General features: G+C 71.2%; 17 protein-coding genes and 1 pseudogene. 12 read left to right on the top strand and 6 right to left on the bottom strand.

What is annotated here, in order from left to right:
• The first annotated feature begins 165 nt into the window (after positions 1-165).
• The 5 genes from AB4Y83_RS00775 (at position 166) to AB4Y83_RS00755 (ending at position 4,336) form a co-directional block, all read left to right on the top strand.
• Positions 166-441, top strand: coding sequence for a DUF2277 domain-containing protein (locus AB4Y83_RS00775; protein WP_056823265.1), 276 nt, complete (start codon positions 166-168; stop codon positions 439-441).
• A 226-nt stretch (positions 442-667) separates the two neighbouring features.
• The gene (locus AB4Y83_RS00770) at positions 668-1,339 is read left to right on the top strand and encodes a metallophosphoesterase (protein ID WP_442295874.1); all 672 of its coding nucleotides are present in this window, start codon (positions 668-670) and stop codon (positions 1,337-1,339) included.
• A gap of 21 nt (positions 1,340-1,360) precedes the next feature.
• A complete protein-coding gene (locus tag AB4Y83_RS00765) occupies positions 1,361-1,987 on the top strand; it encodes a class I SAM-dependent methyltransferase (protein ID WP_442274526.1) in 627 nt (208 codons plus the stop codon).
• Between the two features lie 290 nt (positions 1,988-2,277).
• Positions 2,278-2,988, top strand: a complete 711-nt coding sequence (locus AB4Y83_RS00760) for a DNA alkylation repair protein (protein ID WP_442295720.1) — start codon at positions 2,278-2,280, stop codon at positions 2,986-2,988.
• A 7-nt stretch (positions 2,989-2,995) separates the two neighbouring features.
• Complete coding sequence (locus tag AB4Y83_RS00755) at positions 2,996-4,336, top strand: MATE family efflux transporter (protein WP_442274524.1); 1,341 nt, start codon at positions 2,996-2,998, stop codon at positions 4,334-4,336.
• A 3-nt stretch (positions 4,337-4,339) separates the two neighbouring features.
• Here AB4Y83_RS00755 and AB4Y83_RS00750 read toward each other — a convergent pair whose 3' ends face one another.
• Complete coding sequence (locus tag AB4Y83_RS00750; protein WP_442295719.1) at positions 4,340-4,822, bottom strand: anthrone oxygenase family protein; 483 nt, start codon at positions 4,820-4,822, stop codon at positions 4,340-4,342.
• 89 nt (positions 4,823-4,911) lie between these two features.
• On the opposite strand from AB4Y83_RS00750, the gene AB4Y83_RS00745 reads away from it, so the two are divergent.
• Positions 4,912-5,883 (top strand): AraC family transcriptional regulator, encoded by a 972-nt coding sequence (locus AB4Y83_RS00745; RefSeq protein WP_442295718.1) that lies wholly within the window; start codon positions 4,912-4,914, stop codon positions 5,881-5,883.
• Positions 5,884-6,160: 277 nt separating this feature from the next.
• On the opposite strand, the pseudogene iolC reads toward AB4Y83_RS00745, so the two are convergent.
• Positions 6,161-7,101 (bottom strand): annotated as a pseudogene (gene iolC / locus AB4Y83_RS00740) (5-dehydro-2-deoxygluconokinase).
• A 224-nt stretch (positions 7,102-7,325) separates the two neighbouring features.
• Between iolC and AB4Y83_RS00735 the strand changes: the two are divergent.
• From AB4Y83_RS00735 to AB4Y83_RS00710, 6 genes are all read left to right on the top strand, one after another.
• A complete protein-coding gene (locus AB4Y83_RS00735) occupies positions 7,326-8,651 on the top strand; it encodes an ABC transporter substrate-binding protein (RefSeq protein WP_442295717.1) in 1,326 nt (441 codons plus the stop codon).
• A gap of 122 nt (positions 8,652-8,773) precedes the next feature.
• A complete protein-coding gene (locus AB4Y83_RS00730; RefSeq protein WP_442295716.1) occupies positions 8,774-9,769 on the top strand; it encodes a carbohydrate ABC transporter permease in 996 nt (331 codons plus the stop codon).
• Positions 9,766-10,647, top strand: coding sequence for a carbohydrate ABC transporter permease (locus AB4Y83_RS00725; RefSeq protein ID WP_056779603.1), 882 nt, complete (start codon positions 9,766-9,768; stop codon positions 10,645-10,647). The genes AB4Y83_RS00730 and AB4Y83_RS00725 overlap by 4 nt, the downstream gene beginning before the upstream one ends.
• A complete protein-coding gene (locus tag AB4Y83_RS00720; protein ID WP_442274518.1) occupies positions 10,644-12,185 on the top strand; it encodes a GH1 family beta-glucosidase in 1,542 nt (513 codons plus the stop codon). The genes AB4Y83_RS00725 and AB4Y83_RS00720 overlap by 4 nt, the downstream gene beginning before the upstream one ends.
• Positions 12,182-13,210: a LacI family DNA-binding transcriptional regulator gene (locus tag AB4Y83_RS00715; RefSeq protein WP_056823279.1), complete on the top strand. Its 1,029-nt coding sequence runs from the start codon at positions 12,182-12,184 to the stop codon at positions 13,208-13,210. The genes AB4Y83_RS00720 and AB4Y83_RS00715 overlap by 4 nt, the downstream gene beginning before the upstream one ends.
• Before the next feature lie 121 nt (positions 13,211-13,331).
• A complete protein-coding gene (locus AB4Y83_RS00710; protein WP_442274517.1) occupies positions 13,332-13,781 on the top strand; it encodes a DUF6299 family protein in 450 nt (149 codons plus the stop codon).
• 184 nt (positions 13,782-13,965) lie between these two features.
• Here the strand turns inward: AB4Y83_RS00710 and rplI are convergent, their stop codons facing one another.
• From rplI to rpsF, 4 genes are all read right to left on the bottom strand, one after another.
• Positions 13,966-14,412, bottom strand: coding sequence for a 50S ribosomal protein L9 (gene rplI, locus AB4Y83_RS00705; protein WP_056750292.1), 447 nt, complete (start codon positions 14,410-14,412; stop codon positions 13,966-13,968).
• A 27-nt stretch (positions 14,413-14,439) separates the two neighbouring features.
• Complete coding sequence (rpsR, locus tag AB4Y83_RS00700) at positions 14,440-14,676, bottom strand: 30S ribosomal protein S18 (RefSeq protein ID WP_056779614.1); 237 nt, start codon at positions 14,674-14,676, stop codon at positions 14,440-14,442.
• Between the two features lie 116 nt (positions 14,677-14,792).
• On the bottom strand, positions 14,793-15,413 hold the full coding sequence (locus tag AB4Y83_RS00695; RefSeq protein ID WP_442274516.1) for a single-stranded DNA-binding protein: 621 nt from the start codon (positions 15,411-15,413) through the stop codon (positions 14,793-14,795).
• Positions 15,414-15,461: 48 nt separating this feature from the next.
• Positions 15,462-15,749, bottom strand: a complete 288-nt coding sequence (gene rpsF / locus AB4Y83_RS00690; RefSeq protein ID WP_028785248.1) for a 30S ribosomal protein S6 — start codon at positions 15,747-15,749, stop codon at positions 15,462-15,464.
• Positions 15,750-15,754: the final 5 nt, after the last annotated feature.

The raw sequence follows: 15,754 nt of genomic DNA, 5'->3' as shown, positions 1-15,754 counted from the left end.
TAGTAAAGTTTACTAACTCTCAGTTTGGCAACCCCCTGGTCGAGAAGAGTTCACCGGCCCTCCGGCCGATCGAGGTGATGCTGACACCGAGGTGGGTAGCGCCATCACCTCGAACGAAGCGGTCTGGAGGGGCCCTGCGTGGGTGCCGCGACATACAGTCGAGGCATGTGCCGCAACATCCGACAGCTCCACAACTTCGAGCCGGCCGCGACGAGCGATGAGGTCCGTGCCGCCGCGCTGCAGTACGTCCGCAAGGTCAGCGGGAGCACCAAGCCCAGCCAGGCCAACCAGGCGGCCTTCGACGAGGCGGTCGAGGCGATCGCGCACGCGACGGCCCACCTGCTCGAGCACCTGACGACGACCGCGCCGCCCAAGGACCGCGAGATCGAGCGCCAGAAGGCGCGCGAGCGCAACGCCGTCCGCTTCGGCACCCCCGCCTGACCCGCGCCAGCCGACTCGTCGTCCTTCCTCGTCGCCGTCGTCGCGGCGATCCTCGCGCTGCTCACGGTCTTCCTCCGCCGCCGCCTCGCCGTCGCACCCGGCTGGCCCACGGCGGCCCGACGCACCACCGCCGTCGTGCGGGCGCTCGGCTGGGCCGCGACCCTGTCCGCCTTCGCCGTCCAGAGCGGTCTCATCGACCCGCGCGGCACCCGGTGGGCTCGACGGCCTGCGCGTCGCCCGCGTCACCGACCTGCACGTCGGCCCGATCCGTGACGCGGGCTTCACCCGCCGCGTCGTCGACCAGGTCAACGGGCAGCACCCCGACGTCGTCGTGCTGGGCGGCGACCTCATCGACGGCACGGTCAGCCAGGTGGCCGACGCGCTCGCTCCGCTCGGCGACCTCGACGCCCCGCTCGGGGTCTTCGCCGTCCGCGGCAACCACGAGTTCATCTCGCAGGAGGCCGACGCCTGGATGGACCACGGGGAGACCCTGGGCATCGACGTCCTGCGCAGCGAGAACGTCACGCTCACACTGGGATCCGCCAGCATCCGGATGGCGGCATCCACGACGAGACCGGGCGCGGACCCGACGCCCCCAACATCGACCGAGCCCTCGCCGACGTCCCCGCATCGACCTTCACGCTGCTCGCCGCGCACCAGCCCAAGGCCGCCGTCGGCCGCGGGCACGGGCGTCGACCTCCAGCTCTCCGGCCACACGCACGGCGGCCAGCTGTGGCCCTTCCGGTATGCCGTGCCGCTCCAGCAGCCGGTCATCGACGGGCTCGCCGCGGTCGGCGACGTGCCCGTCCTGACGAGCCGCGGCGCCGGCGCCTGGGGTCCACCCGTCCGCGTGCTCGCGCCGCCCGAGATCCCCGTCATCACCCTGCGCGCCGGCTGAGTCCCGCCTTAGTCTGCTCGCATGGGCATCTGGTCGACCCAGGTCACTCCGCGGCTCGTCGCAGCCGGCGGCGAGGACGAGAAGGTGCGCGCCCTCCGTGCGCGGGCCTGCGAAGGCCTCCACGGCGAGGTCGTCGAGCTCGGCTTCGGCAGCGGGCTCAACATCGGGCTCTACCCCCCTGCGGTCACCCGCGTCGTCGCCGTCGAGCCGTCCGACGTCGCGTGGGCCCTGGGGGCCCAGCGCCGCGCACGCAGCCCGATCCCGATCGTCCGGGGCGACCTCGACGGCCAGTGGCTCAGCCTGCCCGACGCGAGCGCCGACGCGGTCCTCTCGACGTTCACGCTGTGCACCATCCCCGACGTCGGCCGCGCCCTCGCCGAGGTCCGGCGCGTCCTGCGCCCCGGCGCCGCGCTCCACTTCCTCGAGCACGGCATCGCGCCGGAGGAGGGCGTGCAGCGGTGGCAGCGCGTCATCGAGCCCGTGCAGAAGAAGGTCTTCGACGGATGCCACCTGACCCGCCCCATCGACCGGCTCGTCGAGGAGTCCGGCCTCGTCGTCGAGGACATCGAGCGGGCCTACGCGCCGATGCCGAAGGTCATGCGCCCGTGGGTCTTCGGCTACCTCGGCCGGGCCGTGCGGCCGGTCTGACGACGAGCGGGACCCAACCGTCCGGCACCCCTCCTCGTCAAGACGGTGACGGGCCGACCACCAGGCGAAGACCGGGGTCCGGGTCACGGTCCACCGCAGTGGTGGGCCCCAGGGCACCAAGGGCCGGGAGCAGCGGCCGAACCCGACGTGCCGCTCGCTGCGCCTCGGCGGGGTCACGGTGACCAAGGTGAGCTACGCAGCGTCGGACGGCTCCTCACCGATCCGGCTCTCGACGTCGTGGTCCTCGACGGCTGACCTGAGCCGTCGACGGCGCCGACTACGGTTGTCACATGTCGATCGGCCCGCACCCCGACCTCGTGTCGGAGGTGAGGGCCGCTCTCGTCGCCCGGGCCGACCCGGATCGAGCGGCGGGACAGCAGCGCTACATGAAGTCGGCGATGCCGTACGTCGGCCTCACGTCCCCGCAGCTCAAGGCGGCCCTCGCTCCCCTGCTCCGCGACCCCGGCCTCGCCATGGAGTCACGGGAGCAGTGGGAGGCGACGATCCGGGCCCTGTGGGACGGTGCCACCCACCGGGAGCAGTGGTATGCCGCCATCGCCCTCGCGCGTCACCGCCCCTACCGCGCGTGGGTCGACAGCGGCGCGATGCCCTTGTGGGAGAGCCTGATCCGGGCCGGTGCGTGGTGGGACGTCGTCGACGACATCGCGACCCACCTCGTCCGCGACACGGTGCTCACCCACCCGACGGTCGAGAGGCTGCGAATGCGCGACTGGGCCGGATCGGACTCGCTGTGGGTGCGCCGAGCGGCGATCATCTGCCAGGTCGGCGCGCGTGACCGACTCGACCAGTCGTTGCTCACCGATGTCGTCGAGCCCAACATCGACGACCCGGACTTCTTCAGCCGCAAGGCGATCGGCTGGGCGCTGCGCGACCACTCCCGCGTCGACCCGCAGTGGGTGCGCTCGTTCGTCGCCGCCCACCCCGACCTGTCCGGCCTGTCGCGACGCGAGGCGCTCAAGCACCTCGGACCGCTGTCGTGAGGCCGTCATGAGCAACACCGCCCCCCTGCCCACGAACCACCGCCGCGAGATCGTCCGCCTGGCGGTCCCCGCCTTCCTCGCGCTCATCGCCGAGCCGCTCTTCCTCCTCGCCGACTCGGCGATCATCGGCCACCTCGGGACCGCCGAGCTCGCCGGGCTCGGGGTCGCGAGCGCGTCCCTCGTGACGGCAGCCGGCATCTTCGTCTTCCTCGCCTACGGCACGACGAGCGTCGTCGCGCGCCACCTCGGCGCCGGCGACGAGCGCTCTGCGGTGAGCGCCGGCATCGACGGCTTCTGGCTGGCCCTCGGCCTCGGCGCCGTCACGGCCGCCGCGGTGGCTGTGTGGGCCAGACCGATCAGCGCTGCCTTCGGCGCCTCCCCCGCCGTCATCGAGCAGGCGACGACCTATCTGCGCATCTCCGCCCTCGGCATCCCCGCGATGCTCGTCATCCTGGCGGTCACGGGAGTGCTGCGTGGCCTCCAGGACACGACCACGCCCCTCGTCGCCTCGGTCGTGGGCTTCGGCGCCAACATCGTGCTCAACCTCGTCTTCGTCTACGGGTTGCACTGGGGCATCGCCGGATCCGCGTGGGGCACCGTCATCGCCCAGACCGGCATGGGCCTCGCGCTCGTCACCGTGCTGCTCGTCAAGGCCCGAGCCCGGCAGGCCCGGCTGCGCCCGCACCCGGCGCGCGTCCTCGCAGCCGCGCGGACCGGCATACCCCTGCTCGTGCGCACCGTCGCCCTACGCGCGATCCTCATCGTCACGACGTGGGTCGCGGCCTCGCTCGGCGACGTGACCCTTGCGGCCCACCAGGTGGCGATGACGGTCTGGTCGTTCCTCGCCTTCGCGCTCGACGCCCTCGCGATCGCGGCGCAGGCCATCACCGGTCGCGCCCTCGGCGCCGGCGACCGGATGGCGGTTCGGGAGGCCATGGGCACGATGATCCGCTGGGGCGTGTGGGGTGGGCTGGCCCTCGGGCTCGTCATCGCCGGGCTCCACTCGGTCGTGCCGCCGCTCTTCACTCCGGACCCGGCCGTCCAGGAGGCGCTCGGCGCGGCCCTCGTCGTCGTCGGGCTCGGACAGGCGGTCGCGGGCTACGTCTTCGTCCTCGACGGCGTGCTCATCGGCGCGGGCGACGGCCGGTGGCTCGCGTGGGGCATGGTCGTCACGTTCGTCGCCTACCTGCCGCTCATCCTCGCGGTGCGCGCCGGGGGGCCCAGCGGCTCCGCGACCCGCGACGTCGTCGTGCTCTGGCTCGCCTTCACCGGGTTCATGGTCATCCGCGGCGTCCTGCTCGGTTGGCGGTCCCGCCGTGACGACTGGATGGTCGTCGGCGCCCGCTGAGCATCAGCCCGCCCGGACGGCGCCGGCCACGAGGAGCCCCGCGGAGGCCAGCGACAGCGCGGCCCGCACGTGGTTCATCGCGACCCAGCCCGGCGCATACCCCTGCCAGACCGCCGCGGCGGCGGCGGAGCCGGCGTCCACCCGGCCGAGCGCGTCGTTGCGCGGCACGTGGTAGGCCGCGGTGACCCCGAGGGCGACGACGCCGGTGAGCGCCCCGGCCACGAGCAGCGCCCGAGCGCTGCCGCTCGAGCGGGCGAACGCCCAGCCGCCGACGGCGAGCGACCCGAGGCCCGAGACGACGAGGGGCACTGCGAGGCCGCGTGGCGCCGTGACGTTGATGGCCTGCATGGCGCGCACGGCGTCGCTCGCCGCCAACCGGTCGAGGCCCGGCATGACGAAGGTCGAGAAGCCGACGAAGACGCCCCCGAGCACGCCGGTGCCGAGGGCCGTCGCGAGGGTGACGGTGCGCATGAGAGTCGTGTCCATGTCTCCATGACACTGCGCCGGGGTGAGCAGGTGAATGTCCCTTCGGCTCATCAACCTCAGCGATCGTCTCATCGGCGTACCGTGGGGCGATGGACACCCTCAGCGCCGTCATGGACGGCCACCGGGCCCGCGGCGCCTCGCTGCTGCGGTGCGAGATGCGGGCGCCGTGGGCCCTGCGGATCGAGGACGAGGCCGCCCTCGGGCTCGTCGTCATGGTGGCGGGGACGGCTGAGCTGCTGCCCCAGCGGGGCGAGGCGATCGCCCTCGGCACCGGCGACCTCGCACTCGTCAAGGGCACCCACCCGTGGGTCTTCGCCGACGACGTCGCGACCGAGCCCGGTGTCGTCATCGAGCCCGGCAACGTCTGCCGGTCCCTGACGGGCGAGCACCTGGCCGTGTCGCTCGGGCTCGGCACACGCACGTGGGGCAACGCAGGTGACGAGCCGGGAGAGACGACCTTCCTCACGGCGTCGTGGGAGCTCGCGAGCCAGGTGACGGGCCGGTTGCTCGACGCCCTGCCCGACGTGGCGGTCGTGCATGCCGACGAGGCCGACCCGACCCTCTCGGGGCTGCTCGCCCGTGAGGTGAAGCGCGACCTCCCCGGCCAGGACGTCGTGCTCGACCGCCTCGTCGACCTCGTGCTCATCGAGGCCGTCCGCCAGTGGTTCTCGCGCGCCGAGGACTCGGCGCCCTCGTGGTGGCGGGCGGGGTCCGACCCGCTCGTGGGCCGCGCGCTCGCGGCGCTGCACGACGAGCCGGGGCACCCCTGGACCCTCGACGTCCTCGCCGCCCACGTCCACGTGTCGCGCGCGACCCTCTCGCGCCGGTTCACCGACCTCGTCGGCCAGTCACCGATGGCCTACCTCACCCACTGGCGGCTGGCCCGCGCCGCCGACCTGCTGCGCGCGGGCAGCCTCAGCGTCGAGCAGGTCGCGCACGCCGTGGGCTATGCCAACGCGTTCGCCTTCAGCGCCGCCTTCAAGCGTGAGCACGGGTCGGCGCCGCGCGCCTTCCGGTCGGCGCCCGTCGTCCCGGGAGCGTCGAGCCCCGTCCCCGGCTGACTTCCGGCGCCTCGGACGGCGCACGTATGCCGTCCCGCAGCGGTCCAGCGATCCCGACCGACGCGTGGGCACGGTCAGGGCCAACTGCTACGGGTTTCCCAGCGTTCTTTAAGGTCGGGCGCTCATAGTCGATGTCGTGAGTTGCTCCTGTGCGACTCGGTGATCTCCTCCCCCTGTCGGATCATCGGGTCAAGGGCACCCGCCCCTGCTGGTCGAGTTCGGCGACGTGACCAGCAGGGGCGGGTTTTTCTCGTTTCCGGGCCTGCTCGCGCGCCCCTCACATGGCGCCGTCGGCGACCTCGACATCGGACAGCAGGGCTTGCACCTCGGCCGTCGTCGGCATCGCCGTCGAGCACCCGAGCCTGCCGGCGACGAGAGCACCGGCGACGTTGGCGAAGTGCAGGACGCGCTCGAGGTCCCACCCCTCGAGCAGGCCGTGCACGAGCGCCCCACCGAACGCGTCGCCCGCACCGAGGCCGTTGACGACCCTCACAGGAAGGCGCCGACCCTCACCTGCTCGGAGGGCGTCATGGCGAGCACGCCGCGTGGTCCCTGCGTGACGACGGCGAGCTCGACGCCCGCCGCCAGGAGCGCGCGGGCCGCCCCCTCGGGGTCGGTCTCCCCGGTCGCGACCTCGCACTCCTCGACGTTGCCGACGGCGACGGTCGCGTGACCCACGGCCTCGCGCACCCGACGACGGGCCTCGTCGGGGTCGCTCCAGAAGACGGGCCGGTAGTCGAGGTCGAGGACGGTGAGCGGCGCCCGGCCGCGCTCCTCCCAGGCAGCGTGGTGGGCCGCTCGGCTCGGCTCCTGGCTGAGCCCGGTGACGGTGGACCAGTAGACCCGTGCCTCCCGGATCGCTTGCAGGGGAAGGGAGTCCGCCGTGATGAGAAGGTCTGGCGCGATCGGGTAGCGATAGAACCAGATCGGGAAGTGGTCAGGCGGGAACACCTCGCAGAAGGCGACCGGGGTCGGCGGCCCCGCGGTGATGGTCTGCACGTGAGCGTCGTCGACGCCGAGCTGCAGCAGCTCGCGGTGGACGAAGCGTCCGAAGGCGTCGTCGGCCGTGGCGCTGACGAGCGTGGCGCGCCGACCGTGGCGGGCCGCGGCGACMGTGACGTTGGCCGCGCTGCCGCCGAGGAACTTCTCGAAGGTGCGCACCTCGTCGAGCGTGACGCCGTGCTGGAGGGGATAGAGGTCGACGCCCACCCGACCCATCGCGACGAGGTCGTAGACGGTCACGGGAGCCTCCCACCGGTGCCGGGCCCACGCCGGCGTCTGGACCTCCACGCTAGCGGCGATCAGGTCACGGAATGGTCACGGCTCTTGACCGATGCCCTCCGGCACCCCCATTCTCCTCGTGAGAGCGCTCTCACGGCCACGTCTCACGCACGGAGAGCGCTCCCACACCCACACTGGGGATGAGACCAAAGGAGCTCTCCATGACATCCCGTTCCACCCGGATCGGCGCGCACTCCGTGCGCTCTCGCCACGCCGTACTCGCCACCCTCACCGTCGGCCTGCTGGCCCTCTCGGCCTGCAGCTCGGGTTCGGGTGCCGACAGCCCCTCCACCGCGGCCGGCAGCACCGGCGGCGGCGGACCGGTCACCCTGACCCTCGCCACCTTCAACCAGTTCGGCTACGAGGAGCTCATCCCCGAGTTCGAGAAGTCGCACCCGAACATCAAGGTCACCCACAAGAAGGCCGCGACCTCCAACGAGGCCCGCGACAACTTCTTCACCCGCCTCTCGGCCGGCAGCGGCATGGCCGACGTCGAGGCCGTCGAGGTCGACTGGCTCCCGGAGATGCTCCAGTACTCCGACAAGTTCACCGACCTCAACTCCGCCGACGTCCAGGGCCGCTGGCTCGACTGGAAGGCCAAGGCCGCCACCGACGCCGAGGGCCACCTCATCGGCTACGGCACGGACTCCGGCCCCGAGGCGATCTGCTACCGCAGCGACCTCTTCAAGGCCGCCGGCCTGCCCAGCGACCGCGAGTCGGTCGCCAAGATGTTCGGCACCACGTGGGAGAGCTACTTCGCCGCCGGCAAGCAGTTCAAGGCCAAGTCGAAGGTCCCCTTCTTCGACAGCATCGGCGCCACCTACCAGGGCATGGTCAACCAGCTCGAGGCCGCCTACGAGAACCCGAGCGACGACGCGATCACCGCGACGGACAACGCCGCCGTCAAGAAGATCTACGACCAGGTCATCCAGGCCGGCATCACCGACGGTCTCTCCGCCAAGCTCCAGCAGTGGGGCGACGACTGGACCGCGAGCTACCAGAAGAACGGCTTCGCGACGATGCTCTGCCCCGGCTGGATGGTCGGAGTCATCGAGGGCAACGCCAAGGGCGTCAAGGGCTGGGACGTCGCCAACACCTTCCCGGGTGGCGGTGGCAACTGGGGCGGTTCGTACCTGACCGTGCCGAAGCAGAGCGCCCACCCGAAGGAGGCCCAGGAGCTCGCCGCGTGGCTGACCGCGCCCGAGCAGCAGATCAAGGCCTTCAAGAAGGTCGGTGCCTTCCCGAGCCAGAAGCAGGCCCTCGAGAGCCAGGACCTGCTCTCCTTCACGGTCGCCTCCTTCAACAACGCGCCGACCGGCCAGATCTTCGCCGACCGCGCCAAGGCCGTCACCATCACGCCGTACAAGGGCACCCACTACTTCGCGATCAACGACGCGATGCAGCAGGCCCTGACCCGCGTCGAGCAGGGCAGCTCCCCGCAGGAGTCGTGGGACAAGTGGGTCGGCGACGTCAAGGCCCTCGGCTGACCTGATCCCGCCGGTCGACGGGTCGAACGCCCGACCCGTCGACCAGCCGACCGCGGACGGCCCGGTGCACCCCTCACCGTTCACCCGGGCACCGGGCCGTCCGCCCGACCATCGGAAGCGCCATGACCGTTCAGTCCCCCACCCGCACGACGCAGCCGGACCCGCCCGGCGCCGCGGCGATCGTGCAGCGCACGCTCCTGCCGCCCCGCTCGGAATGGCGGCGCCGCCTGACGAAGCTCGACGAGAAGGGCGCGCCCTACGCATACGTCTCGCCGTTCTTCATCCTCTTCGGCATCGTCGGGCTCTTCCCGCTGCTCTACACGGCGTGGGTCTCGCTCCACAAGTGGAGCCTCATCGGGGGCCAGGGCGACTTCGTCGGGCTCAAGAACTACGCGGACGTCCTCGCGCAGCCCTACTTCTGGAACGCGCTGAAGAACACCGTCAGCATCTTCCTGCTCTCGAGCGTGCCGCAGGTCATCGCGGCCCTGCTCATCGCGGCCGCCCTCGACAGCGGGCTGCGGGCCCGCACGTTCTGGCGGATGGGGGTGCTGCTGCCCTACGTCGTGGCCCCCGTGGCCGTCGCCCTCATCTTCAGCGACCTCTTCGGCGACAAGTTCGGCCTCGTCAACCACCTGCTCGGCCTCGTCGGCATCGACCCGATCCAGTGGCACAAGGAGGTGCTGCCCAGCCACGTGGCCATCGCGACGATGGTCAACTTCCGGTGGACCGGCTACAACGCCCTGATCTTTCTCGCCGCCATGCAGGCCATCCCCCGCGACTACTACGAGGCGGCCATGATCGACGGCGCGGGCCGCGTCCGCACCTTCTTCTCGATCACGATCCCGCAGTTGCGCGCGACGATCATCTTCGTCGTCATCACCTCGACGATCGGCGGCCTGCAGATCTTCGACGAGCCGCGGATGTACGACCAGTACGGCCTCGGCGGCGCCGATCGCCAGTGGCAGACGCTGACCCTCTACCTCTACCAGCTCGGCTGGACGCAGAAGAACTTCGGCCGCGCGGCCGCCGTGGCGTGGATGCTCTTCCTCATCGTCATCGTCTTCGCGGTCGTCAACTTCCTCGTCACCCGCCGGATCGCCTCGAAGGGACAGCGATGACCGCCCCGACCCTGACCCCTGCACCCGTGGTCAAGCCCCGACGGGGCACGAAGCTCGTGCGCCGCACCCAGGCCAGCCCGACGGCATACGTCTTCCTCGCGATCGTCCTCGTCGGCTCGGCGTTCCCGCTCTGGTGGTCCTACGTCATCGGCAGCAAGGACTCCGCCGCCATCGTGCAGGACCCGTTCTCGTTCGTCCCCGGCGGGCACTTCCTCCAGAACGCGAGCACCGTCGTCACGACGATCCCGTTCTGGAAGGCCCTCGGCAACAGCATCCTCGTCAGCTCCACGGTGGCCGTGCTCGTCGTGCTCTTCTCGGCGATGGCCGGCTTCGCCTTCGCCAAGCTGCGCTTCCGGGGCCGCAACGGTCTGCTCGTCTTCGTCATCGCGACGATGGCCGTGCCGACCCAGCTCGGGATCGTGCCGCTCTTCATCGTCATGAGCAAGCTCGGCTGGATCGGCAGCCTCTGGGCCGTCATCCTGCCCAGCGCCGTCAGCGCGTTCGGCGTCTTCTGGATGACGCAGTACCTCCAGGAGGCGCTGCCCGACGAGCTCATCGAGGCCTCGCGCGTCGACGGCGCGTCGACGCTGCGGACGTTCTGGTCCATCGCGCTGCCTGCCGCCCGCCCGGGTGCGGCGATGCTCGGCCTGTTCACCTTCATCGCGACGTGGACGAACTTCTTCTGGCCGTTCATCATCCTCGACCCCGGCAACCCGACGCTGCCCGTCGCCCTGCAGCAGCTGCAGGCCGCCTACTTCGTCGACTACTCCCTCGTGCTCAACGGGGTCGTGCTCATGGCGCTGCCCCTCATCGTCCTGTTCGTCTTCGCCGGGAGGCAGCTCGTCTCCGGCATCATGCAAGGAGCCGTCAAGGGATGACCGCCCAGACGCGTACCCACCAGACCCTCATCACGCCGGGCACGACGCCCGCGACGAATCTCCTCGTCGCAGAAGGACGCCCGGTGCCGCAGGACTTCCTCCTCGGTGCCGCGACCGCGGCCTTCCAGATCGAGGGGGCCCGTCACGAGGACGGCCGCACCGACTCGATCTGGGACACCTTCTCGCACACCCCCGGCGCCGTCGTCGACGGTGACACCGGTGACGTCGCGTGCGACCACTACCACCGGTATGCCGCCGACGTGGACCTCATGAGGTCGCTCGGCCTGCAGTCCTACCGCTTCTCCACCTCGTGGGGACGCATCTGCCCCGACGGCGGACCGGTCAACGCGAAGGGGCTCGACTTCTACGAGCGGCTCGTCGACTCGCTCATCGAGTCGGGCATCGCGCCGTGGCTCACGCTCTACCACTGGGACCTGCCGCAGACCCTCGAGGACCGCGGCGGCTGGACCTCGCGCGAGACCGTCGACCGCTTCGTCGACTACGCGCTGGCCGTGCACGATCGGCTCGGCGACCGGGTGCGCACGTGGACGACCCTCAACGAGCCGTTCTGCTCGGCCTTCCTCGGCTACACCGCCGGCATGCACGCGCCGGGCCGCACCTCACCCGCCGACGGTCTCGCCGCCGCGCACCACCTCCTGCTCGGCCACGGCCGGGTCGTGCAGGAGCTGCGGGCCCGCGACGCCTCGCTCGAGCTGGGGCTGACCCTCAACTTCACCGTCGCCGACCCGCTCGACCCCTCGGACCCGCGAGACGTCGACGCCGCGCGCCGGGTCGACGCGCAGATGAACCGGATCTTCCTCGACCCGATCTTCCGCGGGCAGTATCCCGCCGACCTCCTCGAGGACGTCCGCCACCTGGGACTGACCGACCACGTCATGGACGGCGACCTCGAGGTGATCTCCACGCCCATCGACGTGCTCGGCGTCAACTACTACAACGGCGAGGCCATCGGCCACGAGGCGCCTGCCGACGCCCTCGACGACAGCGTCAACGGCGGCCGCACCACCCGATCGCCGTTCCCCGCCGCCGATGACGCCCACCGCCACCCGCGCGGGCTCCCCGTCACCGCGATGGACTGGGAGATCCAGCCCGAGGGGCTCACCCGCCTGCTCGTCCGGCTCCACGAGGAGTATGCCGGCCCGGCCGGGGTCGCCCTGCACGTGACGGAGAACGGCGCCGCCTTCGACGACGCCCCCGACGAGGACGGCTTCGTCGACGACCGCGGCCGGACGGCATACGTCCGCTCGCACCTGGGTGCGATCCTCGACGCCGTCGACGCGGGGGTCCCCGTGCGCGGCTACTTCTACTGGTCGCTGCTCGACAACTTCGAGTGGGCCTGGGGCTACGCCAAGCGCTTCGGTATCGTCCGAGTCGACTACGACACCCAGGTGCGCACGCCCAAGGCGAGCGCGCTCGACTTCGCCCGCATCATCTCGACGCGGAGGCTGCCCAGCCCGTGGGACGCCCCGGCCACGAGCGGTGACGGCGACGACCCTGCAGGAGAATCGACACCATGAGCGACGGGACGCTGGCCACCCCCGTCGGACGACCCACCCTCGAGGAGGTCGCCCGGGTGGCCGGCGTGTCCCGGGCCACGGTCTCGCGCGTCATCAACGGCTCGCCCCGGGTCAGCCCGGACGTGCTCGTCGTCGTCGAGAAGGCCATCGCCGAGCTCGACTACGTGCCCAACCGGGCCGCACGGTCACTCGTCGCCCGCGCGACGATGTCGATCGCGCTCGTCGTGCCCGAGGACACGCACCGCTTCTTCGGCGACCCCTACTTCGCCGACGTCGTCCAGGGCATCAGCGACCGGCTCGACGACAGCGACTACGTGCTCAACCTCCAGCTGACGCACCCGAGCTCGCCGTCGGAGAAGACGAAGCGCTACCTGCTCGGCGGCAACGTCGACGGCGCCATCGTCGTCTCGCACCACTCCGGCGACCACTTCCTCACCTCGCTCAGCCGGTCGCTGCCGGTGGTCTTCGGCGGCCGGCCGATCGGCGAGGCCAAGGACCGCGACTACTACATCGACGTCGACAACCGGCTCGGCGGCGTCCGGGGCACCCAGCACCTCATCGACCGGGGGCGCACCGCCATCGCGACGATCACCGGACCGGCCGACATGCCGGCCTCGGTCGACCGCGAGCAGGGCTGGCGCGACGCCCTCGCAGAGGCCGGGCTGTCCGACCACCGCCTGGCGCGTGGCGACTTCACCGAGGCCGGCGGCATCCGCGCCGCGCTCGCCCTCATCGACGAGCACCCCGATCTCGACGCGCTCTTCGTCGCGAGCGACCTCATGGCGAGCGGTGCGCTGCTCGCTCTCGACGAGCGCGGGCTGCGGGTGCCCGACGACGTCGCGATCGTCGGCTTCGACAACAGCAAGTACGCCACGCGCGGCAAGGTCGGGCTGACCACCGTGGCCCAGCCCGCCCAGGAGATGGGCGTCGTCATGGCCGACACGCTGCTGCGCCTGCTCGCGGGCGAGTCCCCGCCCCGGGTCACGACGCTCGACACCGAGCTGGTCGTCCGCGACTCGAGCTGACGGGCAGCGGAACCGGAATGCTTGGAACTGCTGTGCCCACCCTGACAACCTCCCGCGGCACGCGAGCGTCCTGATCTGCATCGGCTCGACGAGCGAGCCCACCAGACAGGGGATCCATCACATGTCCGTCACGCGTACCGTCACCGCCATCGCCCTCGCCACCGCGACGACCATCGGCACGACCGCCCTCGTCGTCGCTCCGGCGCACGCCGGGGGCGCACCCGATCTCGGCACCGTGGACGTCGACCGCCAGGCCCGCCTGCACGACGGCGTCGTCACCCTTCGAGGCACCTACACGTGCACCGTGCCCGACTCGCCGGCGCCCTCCGGTCCGGGGACGCTGGGCCTCGAGCTCGTGTCGCGGTCGGGGGCAGCCGCCACGACACCGCTCACGGTCTCGGTCCCGGTCACCTGCGACGGGACCGAGCGCAGCTGGACCGTCTCCACCGCCGCAGGTTCGCTGCGCCAGGGCCGGGCCTGGGTGCACGGCCACCTCGAGGTGCCCGATGCCGCCGGCAGCACGCCCTGGGAGCTCTTCGACACGACCGTCGCGGTGGTCGGCCGCCGCTGAAGGGCCCGCCTCGCCGGCGAACCGGCGGCACACCTCGGCGTCAGCGAGAGCTTGGGGTCAGCTGCTCAAGGAGCGCGGCGTGCGGTCGACGCGGGCGTGTGCGCGGCGCCGTTCGGGAGGTATGACGAAGGGCCGGGCTCCGCGTGTGCGGATCCCGGCCCTTCGACGTGTCAGACCTCGACGGTCAGGCGGGGACGACCTCGAACTTGAGGGTCGCCGCGACCTCGGGGTGCAGACGGACGGTCGCCTCGTAGGAGCCGAGCGTCTTGATGGCCTGCTTGACCTCGATCTTGCGCTTGTCGAGCTCCGGGCCACCGGCAGCCTTGACGGCCGCGGCGATGTCGCCGTTGCTGACGGCGCCGAAGAGGCGACCGGACTGGCCGGACTTGGCCGGGACCTTGACCGACGTGGCCTCGAGCTGGCCCTTGACACCCTTGGCGGTGTCGAGGTCCTTGATCTCGCGGACCGCGCGGCCCTTGGTCAGGGCGTCGACCTGCTTCTGGCCGCCCTTGGTCCACGGGGTCGCGAGACCGCGCGGCATGAGGAAGTTCCGGCCGTAGCCGTCCTTGACCTCGACGATGTCACCAGCAGCACCGAGACCGGTGACCTCGTGCGTGAGAATGAGCTTCATGGTGTTCTCCTCGTTCCCGAAACCGGCTCAGCGAGCCGAGCTCGAGTAGGGCAGCAGGGCCATCTCACGGGCGTTCTTGACGGCCGTGGCGATGAGACGCTGCTCCTGGGTGGACACACCGGTCACGCGACGCGCGCGGATCTTGCCGCGGTCGGAGATGAACTTGCGCAGGAGCGCAGTGTCCTTGTAGTCGATGTTCTCGACCTTCGCCGCCTTCAGCGGGTTGGCCTTCTTCTTGGGCTTGCGCACAACGGGCTTTGCCATCGTGGTGCTCTCCTTCTTGATGAGAGCCCGGGGTTTGGTGCCCCGGGATGGGTTTGAAGAACTACTGGGGTATGCCGTCCGGCTGCGTCACCGGACGGCGGTGCTGACCTGCTCGATCAGAAGGGGGGCTCGTCGTAGCTGGGGGCTGCGCCCCAACCACCACCCTGCTGGCCACCGGCAGCCGGCTGACCGCCACCGGAGCCACCGCTCCAGCCGCCGCCCTGCTGACCACCTGCGGCCGGGGCACCCTGGGCACCGCCGGCAGAGCCGCCGGTCGCCCACGGGTCCTCGGCCTGGCCGCCGCCGGAGCCCCCGCTCCAGCCGCCACCCTGGCCCTGGCCGCCGCCGAAGCCGCCACCGCCGCCGGCACCGCGCTGGGTCTTGTTGACCTTGGCGGTGGCGCTGCGCAGGGACGGGCCGATCTCGTCGACGTCCATCTCCACGACGGTGCGCTTCTCGCCTTCCTTCGTCTCGTAGGAACGAGACTTCAGCCGGCCGGACACGATCACGCGCATGCCCCGCTGGCACGACTCGGCGACGTTCTCCGCCGCGTCGCGCCACACCGAGCAGCGCATGAACAGCGTCTCGCCGTCCTTCCACTCATTGCTCTGGCGGTCGAACTGCCGCGGCGTCGAGGCCACGGTGAAGTTCGCGACCGCAGCCCCGGACGGCGTGAAACGCAGCTCGGGGTCGGCGGTCAGGTTGCCGATGATCGTGATGACGGTGTCGCCTGCCATGGACCAGTCCTTCGTCGGTTGATCGAGCGGATCAGTAACTTCGCTGAATCAGGCGCCGGGGCGCAGCAGCTTGGTGCGCATGACCGACTCGCTGAGGTTCAGCTGGCGGTCGAGCTCCTGGGCGGTGGCCGGCTCGGTCGTCATGTTGACGACGACGTAGATGCCCTCGGACTTCTTCTTGATGTCGTAGGCAAGACGGCGGCGGCCCCAGATGTCGACGTTCTCGACGGTGCCCCCGTCGTTCTTCACGACGGTGAGGAACTTGTCCATCGTCTTGTCGACGGTGCGCTCTTCGGTCTCCGGGTCGAGGATGACCATGAGTTCGTACTGACGCATGCTTC

Origin of the sequence: Terrabacter sp. RAF57, assembly GCF_052113925.1 — a bacterium.
Lineage (GTDB): Bacteria > Actinomycetota > Actinomycetes > Actinomycetales > Dermatophilaceae > Terrabacter.
This window is presented reverse-complemented; position numbering and strand designations above follow the sequence as displayed.

What these genes read in the sequence shown, in the direction of transcription:
- AB4Y83_RS00710 (WP_442274517.1), top strand. Translation starts at nt 13,332, where the DNA reads ATGTCCGTCACGCGTACCGTCACCGCCATCGCCCTCGCCACCGCGACG.
- AB4Y83_RS00775 (WP_056823265.1), top strand. Translation starts at nt 166, where the DNA reads ATGTGCCGCAACATCCGACAGCTCCACAACTTCGAGCCGGCCGCGACG.
- AB4Y83_RS00760 (WP_442295720.1), top strand. Translation starts at nt 2,278, where the DNA reads ATGTCGATCGGCCCGCACCCCGACCTCGTGTCGGAGGTGAGGGCCGCT.
- rpsR (WP_056779614.1), bottom strand. Translation starts at nt 14,676, where the DNA reads ATGGCAAAGCCCGTTGTGCGCAAGCCCAAGAAGAAGGCCAACCCGCTG.
- AB4Y83_RS00750 (WP_442295719.1), bottom strand. Translation starts at nt 4,822, where the DNA reads ATGGACACGACTCTCATGCGCACCGTCACCCTCGCGACGGCCCTCGGC.
- AB4Y83_RS00730 (WP_442295716.1), top strand. Translation starts at nt 8,774, where the DNA reads ATGACCGTTCAGTCCCCCACCCGCACGACGCAGCCGGACCCGCCCGGC.
- AB4Y83_RS00765 (WP_442274526.1), top strand. Translation starts at nt 1,361, where the DNA reads ATGGGCATCTGGTCGACCCAGGTCACTCCGCGGCTCGTCGCAGCCGGC.
- AB4Y83_RS00695 (WP_442274516.1), bottom strand. Translation starts at nt 15,413, where the DNA reads ATGGCAGGCGACACCGTCATCACGATCATCGGCAACCTGACCGCCGAC.
- AB4Y83_RS00720 (WP_442274518.1), top strand. Translation starts at nt 10,644, where the DNA reads ATGACCGCCCAGACGCGTACCCACCAGACCCTCATCACGCCGGGCACG.
- AB4Y83_RS00755 (WP_442274524.1), top strand. Translation starts at nt 2,996, where the DNA reads ATGAGCAACACCGCCCCCCTGCCCACGAACCACCGCCGCGAGATCGTC.
- AB4Y83_RS00745 (WP_442295718.1), top strand. Translation starts at nt 4,912, where the DNA reads ATGGACACCCTCAGCGCCGTCATGGACGGCCACCGGGCCCGCGGCGCC.
- AB4Y83_RS00715 (WP_056823279.1), top strand. Translation starts at nt 12,182, where the DNA reads ATGAGCGACGGGACGCTGGCCACCCCCGTCGGACGACCCACCCTCGAG.
- rpsF (WP_028785248.1), bottom strand. Translation starts at nt 15,749, where the DNA reads ATGCGTCAGTACGAACTCATGGTCATCCTCGACCCGGAGACCGAAGAG.
- rplI (WP_056750292.1), bottom strand. Translation starts at nt 14,412, where the DNA reads ATGAAGCTCATTCTCACGCACGAGGTCACCGGTCTCGGTGCTGCTGGT.
- AB4Y83_RS00725 (WP_056779603.1), top strand. Translation starts at nt 9,766, where the DNA reads ATGACCGCCCCGACCCTGACCCCTGCACCCGTGGTCAAGCCCCGACGG.
- AB4Y83_RS00735 (WP_442295717.1), top strand. Translation starts at nt 7,326, where the DNA reads ATGACATCCCGTTCCACCCGGATCGGCGCGCACTCCGTGCGCTCTCGC.